Source organism: Chitinophaga sp. YR573 (assembly GCF_900110995.1).
Lineage (GTDB): Bacteria > Bacteroidota > Bacteroidia > Chitinophagales > Chitinophagaceae > Chitinophaga.
In genome coordinates this window covers 749,036-761,731 of the sequence record NZ_FOJF01000001.1, presented here as the reverse complement: position 1 = coordinate 761,731, position 12,696 = coordinate 749,036, and the positions used below count along the sequence as shown (strand labels likewise).

General features: G+C 44.0%; 9 protein-coding genes and 2 tRNA genes. 7 read left to right on the top strand and 4 right to left on the bottom strand.

The window, feature by feature from the left end; all coding sequences use genetic code 11:
• Window positions 1-22: 22 nt before the first annotated feature.
• Window positions 23-640 (bottom strand): leucyl/phenylalanyl-tRNA--protein transferase, encoded by a 618-nt coding sequence (gene aat, locus BMW86_RS03310; protein WP_255372837.1) that lies wholly within the window; start codon window positions 638-640, stop codon window positions 23-25.
• Window positions 641-669: 29 nt separating this feature from the next.
• The gene (locus BMW86_RS03305; protein WP_089778934.1) at window positions 670-978 is read right to left on the bottom strand and encodes an ATP-dependent Clp protease adaptor ClpS; all 309 of its coding nucleotides are present in this window, start codon (window positions 976-978) and stop codon (window positions 670-672) included.
• 162 nt (window positions 979-1,140) lie between these two features.
• Between BMW86_RS03305 and BMW86_RS03300 the strand changes: the two genes are divergently transcribed.
• The 4 genes from BMW86_RS03300 (at window position 1,141) to BMW86_RS03285 (ending at window position 5,391) form a co-directional block, all read left to right on the top strand.
• Window positions 1,141-3,306 carry a cation:proton antiporter gene (locus BMW86_RS03300; RefSeq protein ID WP_089778932.1) on the top strand — a complete coding sequence of 722 codons (2,166 nt, stop codon included), beginning with the start codon at window positions 1,141-1,143 and terminating at the stop codon, window positions 3,304-3,306.
• A complete protein-coding gene (locus BMW86_RS03295) occupies window positions 3,307-5,046 on the top strand; it encodes a tetratricopeptide repeat protein (RefSeq protein ID WP_089778930.1) in 1,740 nt (579 codons plus the stop codon).
• A 168-nt stretch (window positions 5,047-5,214) separates the two neighbouring features.
• Window positions 5,215-5,289: transfer RNA gene (locus tag BMW86_RS03290), tRNA-Val, on the top strand.
• Window positions 5,290-5,316: 27 nt separating this feature from the next.
• Window positions 5,317-5,391, top strand: a tRNA-Val gene (locus tag BMW86_RS03285).
• 333 nt (window positions 5,392-5,724) lie between these two features.
• On the opposite strand, the gene mtaB is transcribed toward BMW86_RS03285, so the two are convergent.
• Window positions 5,725-7,002: a tRNA (N(6)-L-threonylcarbamoyladenosine(37)-C(2))-methylthiotransferase MtaB gene (gene mtaB, locus BMW86_RS03280; protein WP_089778928.1), complete on the bottom strand. Its 1,278-nt coding sequence runs from the start codon at window positions 7,000-7,002 to the stop codon at window positions 5,725-5,727.
• 128 nt (window positions 7,003-7,130) lie between these two features.
• Between mtaB and BMW86_RS03275 the strand changes: the two genes are divergently transcribed.
• Genes BMW86_RS03275 through priA form a run of 3 tightly spaced genes read left to right on the top strand, consistent with a single transcriptional unit; the run spans window position 7,131 to window position 10,813 of the window.
• On the top strand, window positions 7,131-7,562 hold the full coding sequence (locus BMW86_RS03275; RefSeq protein ID WP_089778926.1) for a DUF4258 domain-containing protein: 432 nt from the start codon (window positions 7,131-7,133) through the stop codon (window positions 7,560-7,562).
• Window positions 7,563-7,622: 60 nt separating this feature from the next.
• Window positions 7,623-8,363 (top strand): lysophospholipid acyltransferase family protein, encoded by a 741-nt coding sequence (locus tag BMW86_RS03270; RefSeq protein WP_089778924.1) that lies wholly within the window; start codon window positions 7,623-7,625, stop codon window positions 8,361-8,363.
• Window positions 8,363-10,813 (top strand): replication restart helicase PriA, encoded by a 2,451-nt coding sequence (gene priA / locus BMW86_RS03265; RefSeq protein ID WP_089778922.1) that lies wholly within the window; start codon window positions 8,363-8,365, stop codon window positions 10,811-10,813. The genes BMW86_RS03270 and priA overlap by 1 nt, the downstream gene beginning before the upstream one ends.
• On the opposite strand, the gene BMW86_RS03260 is transcribed toward priA, so the two are convergent.
• Window positions 10,814-12,694 carry a DUF3857 domain-containing protein gene (locus BMW86_RS03260; RefSeq protein WP_089778920.1) on the bottom strand — a complete coding sequence of 627 codons (1,881 nt, stop codon included), beginning with the start codon at window positions 12,692-12,694 and terminating at the stop codon, window positions 10,814-10,816.
• Window positions 12,695-12,696: the final 2 nt, after the last annotated feature.

Sequence of the window (12,696 nt, the reverse complement as noted above, 5' to 3'; positions counted from 1 at the left end):
GAGGAGAGTGGAAGCAGGGTAGTTAAAACTGGTGTTTCTTAATAATATCGATAAAGTCTGTTCTTGTAATAAATCTTGCTCCGAAAGAAGCCAGGTGATCTGTATATACCTGGCAATCAATAATTTCAATCCCTTCTTTTGCAGCACGTTGTACAAACGTGATAAAAGCCGCTTTTGAGGCGTTGCTGACTCTTGCAAACATAGATTCTCCAAAAAAGCATTTCCCCAGTTGGATACCATAAAATCCACCGGCGAGTTTGCCATCCATCCAGCATTCTACGGAGTGTGCCCAACCGTCTTTATGTAGTTTGGTATAGGCGGCTTCCACTTCATTTGTAATCCAGGTACCATCCTGTCCGGGGCGGGGAGCTTCTTTGCAACCGGCAATAACACCGGGAAAATCCTGGTTGAAGGTGATGGTGAACAGGTCTTTTTTCAGCACCTGCTTCATGCTGGTAGCTATCTGCAATTCATTGGGAAATAATACAAAGCGGGGATCCGGGCTCCACCATAGTACAGGCGGCTCATTATACCAGGGGAAGATTCCTTCACGGTAAGCAAGCAATAATCTTTCAGGAGAAAGATCGCCACCATAAGCCAGCAGTCCATCTGGTTCTGCCGACTCAACGGGTGGAAACATTAATTTTGCAGTAATGCGGGAAACGGGCATCAGTGGGCGATGGCTTCTTCAAGAGTAGCGCTGATACCTCTGTCCAGTAACGCGTCGCACAGGGGGCGTAATTTGGTGAACTCGCCTTGTTTTACAGCGTATTTCCCATTGTGATGAATAATAAGAGCACATTGCTCGGCTTGTTCCTGCGTATGGCTGCATACTTCCATTAGTGACTGGATAACCCAGTCAAAGGTGTTGACTTCATCGTTCCAAACGATCAGACTGAACGGGAATTGTTCATCTTCGGCTACCAATACATCTTCCCATTCCTTAGTTTGCGTGCCTGTTTGCTTCCGCTGGCTCATATCAGGTAAAAACTTTACACAAAATTACAGTTAATAATCGTTAAATTAAATAGGAAAGTTTTAACAAAAACACCAGAGTATAGTTTTGATAATCATTTAATTAACATATTCTATAAGCATTGGCTGATATTCATTATTATTGTAATTGCTAGAATCAAGCTTATGAGTGTATTGAATGGAATTAAGTTATTAATAGACATCAGCTTACCGCTGAAAGACCCTGTGCCGATCTTCTCACTGGTATTATTTATCATTCTTTTAGCTCCCATCATTTTACGTAAATTCCGGATCCCCAGTATTATCGGATTGATACTGGCAGGTATGTTTATAGGAGATCACGGATTTAAGATCATTGAAAAAGGGAGTATAGATCTTTTTGGAAAAGCAGGATTATTATATATAATGTTCCTGGCAGGTCTGGAACTGGATATGACCGAATTCAGGAAGAACCGCAACCGGAGTATGGTGTTCGGTGCCTTTACTTTTTTCATCCCGCTGATACTCGGATATTTTGTATGTACCTACCTGCTGCATTTCAATTTTATGGCTACGTTGCTGGTCTCCAGTATGTTTGCCACACATACGCTGGTGGCCTATCCGCTGGCCAGCAGACTGGGTATTACCAAAAATGAAGCGGTCACCGTTGCGGTGGGAGGTACCATCATTACGGATACTGCGGTACTGGTAATACTGGCTGTTATTACAGGCGCTGCAGCGGGCAATCTTAACACGGATTTCTGGATAAGGCTGAGTGTTTCACTGATAGTGTTTGCGAGTATTATCCTGTGGATATTTCCCATGATAGGGCGCTGGTTTTTTAAGAAGATAAAGGACGATAAAACATCACATTTTATTTTTGTGCTGGCGCTGGTATTTCTTGCAGCCTTCCTGGCAGAACTGGCAGGAGTAGAAGGAATCATAGGAGCTTTTCTGGCCGGGCTGGCATTGAATCAGCTGATCCCGCATACTTCTCCTTTAATGAACAGGATACAGTTTACCGGTAATGCATTATTCATTCCGTTTTTCTTAATCAGTGTAGGCATGCTGGTTGATCTGCGGGTATTGCTGAAAGGTCCGGAAGCATTGCTGGTAGCAGGCTCTCTCACTGTTATGGCTATTGCCAGTAAATGGCTGGCGGCTTACTTTACACAGATCTCTTTTAAATATACGCCTGTACAACGGAATGTAATATTCGGATTGAGCAGTGCACATGCTGCCGCTACTATTGCGGTGATACTGATAGGGTTTAATATGGGGATCATTGATGAAGGTGTGTTGAATGGCACTGTGGTATTGATACTGGTCACCTGCCTGGTAAGTTCGTTCGTAACAGAGAGCGCGGGCCGTAAACTGGCCATTGTGGAAGCAGAGCGTAAACCCACAGCAGAAGATACACAGGAGCGTATCCTGATACCTATTTCGGGAGCCGACCGTATTGAGGCGATGCTGGACTTTGCCGTGATGCTGAAAGATCCGGATTCGGCTACTCCTATTTATCCGCTGGCAGTTGTGCAGGATGATGAGGAAGCGAAAGAGAAGATCCCATTGACGAACAGGATCATGGAGAAAGCTGTGGAGCATGCTGCTGCTACCGAGAGTAATGTGCAGGTGGTAACACGTATAGACCTGAATGTATCTGATGGTATTGCCCGTGCTGCAAAGGAGCTGATGATTACAGATGTGATACTGGGGCGTACTGATAAGACCAGCACTACCGACCGTTTATTCGGTTCTATCTTTGGTACTACGTTGGATAATGTGTTGCATAGTGTATGGGAAACGGTGTATGTATGTGACTTTAATTATCCGCTGAATGCAACGAGGAAGCTGGTGCTGGTAATGCCTAAGAATGCGGAGTATGAGATCGGGTTTTCACATTACCTGCAAAAGATCATCCTGCTGAGTAAACAGGTAGGAGCGAGGTTGCTGATATGTTGTCATCATAAAACGCAGGCGGTAATAGAAGCAAAGCTGTTACAAACCAAACAAAGTGTAGATGTTATTTTCAAGCAGTTTGATGAGATAGAGGAGTTGCTGATACTTTCGCGTGAGATCACGGGAAATGACCTGATCGTAGTGATTTCTGCGCGTAAGGGTACGATCTCCTACAAGCCTTATTTTGAAGGGATGTCTGCACGGTTAAACAAGCACTTCCATGATAACAATGTGATACTGTTGTATCCTGAGCAAACGGAGATTGATTATGTGGAAGCGGGATTACAACCGGAAGATCTTACACTGGCTCCTATACAGGAACAATTAGCGAATCTGAATAAATTAAGTAAAGCAGTGAGACGTATCTTCAAAGGGAATAAAGACAGTGAATAGATGAGATGTTGGGTAACATGCATATTGACTATTTTAACGCTGTATGCAGCCGGGCAGACTACGGATAAATATGATCGTATTACTGATTCTCTTACCCGGAGAGGCGAAACCGGGAAGCTCATTGCCTACTTTAAGAAAGAACTAAAAGCAAATCCCCGGAATGAAAACATCCTGCGCAGACTTGGCTATTTATACATTAAAGACAATCAGCATGATCTTGGCAGAAAATATTACCAGGAAGTACTGACATTAAATCCGAAATGTGTTCGATGCCTTGTGAATATTGCGCTGGTGTATGAGTTGCAAAAGGAGCCTGCAAAAGCACTTGCATATTTTGATAAGGCTATAGGGATCGATCCTGCAAACCCGATGTCTTATTCAAACAGGGCACACCTGAAGGAATCGACAGGTGATAATTCAGGTGCATTATCGGACTATGATAAAGCTGTTGCTCTTGACTTTGAGAACGCTGGTTATTATGTTCAAAGAGGCAATTATCATTTCAAACAGGGCGCTTTTGCACTGGCTATTGCAGATATGAACAGGTCTGTACAACTGGCTCCTGGTAGTTATTTTCCATATTATCAGCGGGCGATGATTTATTATAATAGTCAGAAAATAAAGGAAGCGCTGGCAGATGTTAATACGGCCATTCGACTTGACAGTAATCAACAGGTCTTATATAGCTTCAGGGGTACTGTATACGCGGCAATAAACGAACATGAAAAAGCCATCGAAGACTATACAAAAGCCATCCGGCTTAATCCCCAGGATCATCTTCCTTACTATAACCGTTCATTAGAAAGACATGCTATTGAAGACATGGATGGTGCGTGTTCAGACATGCAGGCATGTTATGCACTACTGCCTGCCGGTGATACGCTGAGGGGCGAACTGGAGCATGCGATTGGCTTTTATTGTGATGCAACAAACCCCAGCTATTATTACCAGCGGGGAACCGCTTTCTATAATCTGCAGCAATTTAAAAGGGCGATAGATATTTATAGTGTGGGTATTAATAAGTTTCCGGACAATGCGATGCTGTTGTCTTTCCGGGGAAACGCCCATTTTGTATTAAAGGATTATTCAGCTGCCGTGCTGGATTATAATGCATCTATGCAAAATAAAGGAAATGTGATCCGGGAACTGAAGCATATTTCACAACCAGAATCAGAAAGTTATATTAATGGATTCCTGGCGACTATACAGCTTGGCATTGCTGAAGCGAAATTTGCATTAGGGCAGTATGATGCAGCATTGACATCCATTAACGAAGGGATTAAGTCTGGAACTGATAAAATAGAAGCGTATTATAATACCCGGGGAGATATATTCCTTGCGCTTGGAAAGTATCAGGCGGCAATAGATGATTTTAACAGGTGTATTCAGTTAAACAGTGCCTTTGCGCCGGCTTATGTAAACAGGGCAATTGCAAGAATAAATCTTTCCAGTAAGCTAAAGCTCAAGGCCAAATCTTTCAGCGGAAATGTTAATACATTTAATGTAAGCTGGATATTGCCGCTTAAAGTAACATTGAAGATTAGTGATGAAGACCTCTTTGCTGCGCTGGCTGATTGTAGTAAGTCGATCGATATTTATCCAGACCTGGACTTTGCTTATTACCTGCGTGGGCGAGTCAAAAGAATGCTGGATGCAGGCGGGCAGTGTTATGACTTTGTAAAAGCAAAAGATCTGGGTTATCCGGTAGAACCGGAATTGCTAAGTGGGTGCAGGCAATAATACCAAAGTCAGAAGCCGGATCGTTTTAAAATTTATTCGGGCAGGATGCTTTATAGCAGGCGATGTAAAGAAATCGGTCAGGGATTTTCTGAAAAAAATTTGGTGGAATAAAAATAGTTTTTACCTTTGCAATCCCATCAGACAAACGGTTTGATGAAAATGTAAAAAGGGAGCTTAGCTCAGCTGGTTCAGAGCATCTGCCTTACAAGCAGAGGGTCACTGGTTCGAATCCAGTAGCTCCCACTCTTTTTACGTTATTGGTTTTTTCAAGGGAGCTTAGCTCAGCTGGTTCAGAGCATCTGCCTTACAAGCAGAGGGTCACTGGTTCGAATCCAGTAGCTCCCACAGTAAAAAGGACAAGTCAGGTAATACTGCACTTGTCCTTTTTTTTTGTTGTAAAGCTCCATTAGGAGCGGCGTGTTTGCAGTAAATACCTTATACAACACAATAGGCTCCGTTAGGAGCCCCGTGTTTGTAGAAATTGATTATAACATCAAACCAGACTCCGTTAGGAGTCCCCTATATCCGATTTTTAGGGGACTCCTAACGGAGTCAATTTTTGTTGTTTATTATGTTTGTGCTACAAACACGGGGCTCCTAACGGAGCCTATTGTGTTTTGTTGTAAGAAGTGGAGTTTCTGGCGGGGCCTTTTTAGTATCTCCTGATATGTTTGATTTTTATCTTAAATCCCACTCAACAATACTGTTGACCCATTCCTGGCGGAAGGGAGTGGTAATCTTGATATAGTTATCTGTGTAACCTTCCATCATCCCATCTTTACCTTGTATTTCAAACAATACTTTACGGGTTTGCCCTATGTGTTGTTCTGTGAAATACTGTAGCTTTTTAAGGCTCAGGTTGCGCAGCATTTTGTTGCGTTCGTTGCGGACGTGAACAGGTACGATTGGTTTTATATCTATTGCGCCTGTGTTCGGACGTTCTGAGTAAGTGAATACGTGCAGGTACGATACATCGAGCGCATGCAGGAAGTCGTACGTTTCGCGGAAGTGTTCTTCTGATTCAGAAGGGAAGCCCACGATCACATCTACACCTATGCTGCAATGCGGCATGAACTGGCGGATCAATGCTACTTTCTCTGCATATAATTCACGGCGATAACGGCGGCGCATTAATCCGAGGATATCATTACTGCCGCTTTGCAGGGGAATATGAAAATGAGGCATGAATTTGCGGCTGTTAGCTACGAATTCAATGATCTCATTCGTTAAAAGATTTGGTTCGATAGAAGAGATCCTGTAACGTTCTATGCCTTCTACTTTATCCAGTTCCTGGATCAGTTCATAAAAGCTCTCTTCTCTCTTTTTACCGCCTTCAAATCCTTTTCCGAAATCGCCCAGGTTGACACCGGTTAATACGATTTCTTTGACTCCGGTAGCTGCCAGGTCTTTAGCGTGCTGTATTACATTGGCAACACTATCACTACGGCTTTTACCGCGGGCCATGGGGATGGTGCAGAAGGAGCAGGTATAATCGCAGCCGTCCTGTACTTTGAGGAAGGTGCGGGTACGATCGTTCATGGAGTAAGATGCATGGAAGGTATTAACGTCTTCGATGTCGCAAGAGCAAATTTTAGTGCTGTCTCCTTTGGTGAGGGTTTTGAGGTGTTCAACGATGTTGAACTTTTCCGCAGCGCCCAGTACGAGGTCTACTCCTTCAATTTCGGCAATCTCCTTTGGTTTCAGCTGTGCATAACAGCCGGTGATCACCACCATACTTTCCGGTGCACGGCGCTGGATACGGCGTACCAGATGCCGGCATTCTTTGTCGGCATTGTCTGTAACAGAGCAGGTGTTGATTACATATACATCGGCCTGTCCGTCAAAATCTGTTTTCACAAAACCATCCTGTTCCAGTAACCTGCTGATAGAGGAGGTTTCTGAAAAGTTCAGCTTGCAGCCGAGGGTATGAAATGCTACTGTTTTACCTGTTGTCATAAAGTCGGCAAAGTTACATCTTTTTGCAATGTGCCTTTATATGGTAATTTAATACCGCTTATATTGGCAAAATTACATAGATTGCCGTCGCTTGAGCAATACTAACGTGTTATATCTGAGTAACCACTATGAAATCAAAGGGTAAGTACATACCTGTCATATTACTGGCTTTACTATTATTCATGGCCTGGCGCCAGCAGTGGTGGAAGGGACCACGGCCAGTAACACCACCATACACAAAAACAGGTCATAGTCCGCGTAGCACGGCGAATGATCCTGCTGTACTGAATCGTCATGCCCGGCTGGAATATACCGTTCATGCCCGTTGCCGGATGGAATGCCGTCATATTACCGAGGCAGAAGTGAGCGAAATTCTTGCAGATGGCCGTATCAACACGGAGAAGTCCAATCCCCGTGACCAGCCCTGCCCAACATTTGCCCTGGAAGGTTATTCCGAAGAGGGGCAACATCTTCGTATTGTTTTTGCGCCCTGTGATGGTAACACAAAGGTAGTTACCTGTATCGACCTCGATAAGGAATGGAGTTGCAACTGTAATTAGCACTTATTAGGTATTTACGGTCACTTGCAGTAATTTTCAGGTTTGCTACTGTCGTTATTTATGAAGTTACTGCTGAAACCATTACAATTCGTATACGCTATATACGCTTCTATCTTATTCTTAGGCATCATGTTGCTTATTCTTCCGCCTATTTTCCTGGCCTCTCTCTTTGGCAGGATAAAAGGTGGAAATATCATCTTCTACTTTCTCTGGTTCTGGTCAAATTCCTGGTTCCCGCTGGTGGGCATGCGGGTGAAAAGGATCTACAAATGTGAAAAGAATAACGAACCCTGTATCTATGTGGTGAATCACCGTTCCTACCTGGATGCGGCGCTTGCTGTGGGGGTAATGCGTTTGCCATTTCGTCCCCTGGGGAAGATAGAACTGAAGAAGGTGCCATTATTCGGGTTTATTTATAAGAACTCTGTAGTGCTGGTAGACAGATCAAATGCCAAGGCACGTTCCCGTAGTGTACGTGAAATGATGAATACCCTGAAGGAAGGAGTGTCTATCCTGATATTTCCCGAAGGGACTACCAACGAAACTGACAAACCTTTACAACCCTTTCATAACGGGGCTTTCCGGATAGCGATAGAAACACAGACACCTATTCAACCGGTATTATATCTGGATAATGGTACCCGTTTACCACATTCCGGATTTTTCAAGATCAATCCGGGCCGTTGCAGGATAGTATACCTGCCTCCTGTACCTGTAAAAGGGTTGGGAATGGATGATTTACCGGCGTTGAAGCAACAGGTGTTTGATATTATGGAGAAAGAACTGATAAGCTGGAAATAATGAAATTTGCTGATGTTATACTGCCACTGGCTTTGCCAAAGAATTACACCTACTCGGTACCTCCCGAAATGGAAGATGCCGTGCAGGTGGGAAGCCGTGTTGCCGTACAACTGGGCAAGCAAAAGAAATATACCGGTATTGTAAAAGCAGTGCATGGAATGGCGCCGCTGGAATACAAAACCAAACCCCTGCTGGATGTACTGGATAAAGACCCGGTCGTATACCCCAACCAGATTTTACTGTGGCAATGGCTGGCGTCTTATTACATGTGTACAGAAGGGGAAGTGCTGAATGCCGCTTTACCTGCCCACCTTAAATTGTCGAGCGAAACGTTACTGTTGTTCAATGATGCTTTCGGGGATGATTTCACCGGGTTGGATGACAGTGAATACCTGATAGCAGAAGCATTACATATACGCAAGGAATTACGCATAGAGGAAGTACAGCTGATCCTCGATAAATCTGATGTGTACTCCGTGATAAAAAAGCTGATAGAGAAGAATGTATTGCTGGTATATGAAGAGCTGAAAGAGGTCTATAAAGAGAAGAAGGAGAACTATGTGCAGCTGCATGAACACTATGCAGCTGAAGAACAGTTGGCTGGGTTATTCAACGAGTTGGGGAAAGCTCCCAAGCAGATGGAATTACTGCTGGCATACCTGCATCTGTTAAAGACGCAGGGTAGTGTGTTGCAGAGTGAGTTACTGAAGAAATCAGGTGCTTCGGCTGCACAGCTGAAAGGACTGGTAGATAAAAATGTAGTGTGGATAGAGAAGAGGACGGTAGACCGTGTACCGGGTGGTGGGAAATCTGATGCGCAGGTGGATTTTGTGCTGAGTCCTGCCCAGGAGAAGGCTTTAGCAGAGCTGCACCACTGCTTTGAAAGTAAACAGGTAACGTTACTGCATGGGGTTACTTCCAGCGGTAAAACGCAGCTGTACATGAAGCTGATAGAGGAGCATGTGAACAGCGGTAAACAGGTGTTGTACCTGTTGCCGGAGATAGCATTAACAGCACAGATCATACGGCGTCTGCAAAAACATTTCGGTAAGAAAATAGGCATTTATCATTCCCGGTTCAGTAATAATGAACGTGTGGAGATCTGGAATAAAGTGAAGACCGGCGAGTTACAGATAGTACTGGGCGCACGTTCCAGCCTGTTGTTACCATTCCGTGATTTAGGACTTATTATTCTTGATGAAGAACATGATGCATCTTTTAAACAGCAGGACCCTGCTCCGCGTTATCATGCGCGGGATTCAGCGATTTATTATGCCGGGTTGTTTGGTGCTAAAGTGCTGTTAGGTTCTGCCACACCTGCATTAGAATCTTATTTTAATGCGCAGCAGGGGAAGTATGGCCTGGTTGAGTTAACAGAACGTTTTGGCGGGGTGGCGATGCCTGCTATAGAGATCATAGATCTGAAGAAGGAGCAGGCAGAGAAGACGATGCAGGAGAACTTTACACCTCAGCTTCGGAATGCTATCGGAGTGAGTCTGGCTGATAGTAAACAGGTGATCCTGTTCCAGAACAGACGTGGTTATGCGCCTTTCCTGATGTGTACTACCTGTGGATGGATACCTAATTGTAAGAACTGTGATGTATCACTGACATATCACCGTAACCAGGATAAATTGCAGTGCCACTATTGTGGTACGCGTTATCCTTATGTACATACCTGTGCTGCCTGCGGAAGCAGTAATACACTGATCCCTAAAAACTTTGGTACAGAGAAGATTGAGGACGACCTGATACAGGTGTTCCCCAAGGCTCGTATTGCCCGTATGGACATGGATGCTGTGCGAAATAAGGATAGTCATAATAAGATGATTCAGCTGCTGGAACAGCAGGGGATAGATATACTGGTGGGTACACAGATGGTGGTGAAGGGACTGGACTTTGATAATGTAAACCTCATCGGGATTTTAAGTGCGGATAGTTTGCTGAGTTTTCCTGATTTCAGGGTGAATGAGCGGGCGTTTCAGCTGATGGAACAGGTGGCAGGGCGTGCGGGGCGTCGTGACGGACAGGGGAAGGTGATTATACAGGCGAGTAATACACGTCATCCGATATTACATTTTGTCACTACGCATGATTATAAGGGCATGTATGCCTCTGAGATAGCGGAGCGGCAACGCTTTGGTTATCCTCCTTTTTACCGGCTGTTAAAGATTACGCTGAAGCATAAGCAGCAGCAGGTGGTGGAACAGGCCGCGCATATTCTCAGTAACTGGTTAAGGCCGCATATAGGTGCTAATCTGGTGGGGCCGGCGGCACCATTGGTAGGACGTGTGCGTACTTATTATCTGCAGGAGATGCTGATCAAGCTGCCCAGAGATACGAAAGTCATTGCACAAACCAAGCAGTTGCTGCGTGAGCATTTTACTAAATTACAGGCGGAAAAGCAGTACCGTTCTGTGCTGATAGTACCGGACGTAGATCCGGTATAGTTAGTTTTTAGAGATATACAGTTTTTTGTCTTTTATTTCATTATCTGCTTGCAGAATCTTCTCAAATACTTTCTTTTCTTCGTTATTATAACTGTCTTTCTTAAACCATTTCAGCGAGTAGATAGTGATCTTATTATCTTCCTGTTTACATGTGATTTTATATCCCAGGGAAGTACCAGGAATATCCACTTTATAATCAGCAGTATTCGCCATTTTATACCCTTCAGGTACTGTAATGTAAATCCTGCATTCCTGGTAAAACGGGTAGGACATTTCAATGGGTATGTTCGATGGTGGCATGGATGACCGATATTGTTGTACCAGTCCGTTTATCAGCATGCCTGTATTGATAGAATCTGTTTTAAAGGAAGACTCCAGGATAAAGGGAGCATCAGCCGGAGGATGGTCCCAGTAACCATTCTGCATTTTATGCGTAAGGCCGGATACCCTGATGGGACCTGTAGGCAGCATAGAATTGTATTGCTCATCGAGGGCAGCGATGAGCGTATTTCCTATGATGGTTCTAACCGCCATACCGGGATATCCGCCTACTGTTTGTTTGAGTTTTATATCGTAAACACCCAGTGCATTGATATCTATGTTTGCTTCCAGGCTGATATTATTCTTTGTGTAATCGATGACCGGCGTACGAATAAAGTCTACCAGCACTTCTGCTTTTTTATCTATCAGTGTATCGCGGCAACGCAGGGCCAGCAGGTTTGCCCATGCAGCAGGATAAAAAGGGAAGCGTGTTTCGGCATAAGCAGGCGCCAATGCCTGGCGTAATTCCGGGAAGTAAATGAGTACGTTACTGGCCAGTTCTATATTCACGATACTACTGTCCAGTGGAACAGATTCATGTGCGGATGTAAAGAGTATCTGCGTATGAATTCCGAGCAGATAATATACAGATTCCATCAGTTTTATAATGCCTGTTTCATTACAGTTTTTTGTTTTTAACATCTCTTCGATGTCAGACAAATCATAATTATCCGGATCATTGATCAGTTTATATTGTGATTTTATCTGTTGTTCTACCTGATAGATAAGTGTTGGTAACGGTAACCTGTTTTTCAGAAAATCCCATTTGCTGACCTCTTTCTGCAGCCTTTTGTAAGCAGGATTTTCCATATACACATATTCCAGGAACTGGTCTTTGGCAGGTTGTTGCCAGCCAGTTGACCGCAAAGAAAATTCGGTGCGTTGTATCCAGGTATTATAGTAAAAAAGATCACCCGGAAAGAGCGCTGGTACATGATGTGTCGTTGCACGAAAATAATGTACACCTGTGAATGCGATACTATCCGTTACATCCGGGAAACCATTGCTGCCTCTTGAACGGAACAGCATATCCGGCGGTACTACCAACATAAAAGTAGCCTCATTACAGGGTTCACCGCCTTGCATGTATTCAAAGCCTGCGGGGGTAGTGACTTCATGTACAAGCATATCATATTCCACTTCACAACCCGGCACCAGTTTTAACGGTGATATTCTTATTGTTTCTGCTTTGCCGCTGGTGTATACTTTTGATACAGGCACGCCTACTATATGATTATCGGGATAGATGACTCTTGCGTTGATAGTTTTGATACTTTCATACGGTTCCAGTTGTATGAAGAGCTGAGGAATATTGTCTGCCGCCACTTTGGTGTTAATATGCATCCGTTTATAGATGGTACGGTAATGAGAACCATCTGCGGTAGAACGGGCGAAATCACGGACTACAATATATTTAAGCACGGTAATGGGTAAGCTAGTATCTGTCTGACGATGTAATTGTGGCTGAGCCTCCCAGGTATTAACCACATATTGGTTTATCTGTGAGAAGGCTAATGTACAGCATAGAAGGCACAGCAAGGTGCATATAGGTATTCTCATAA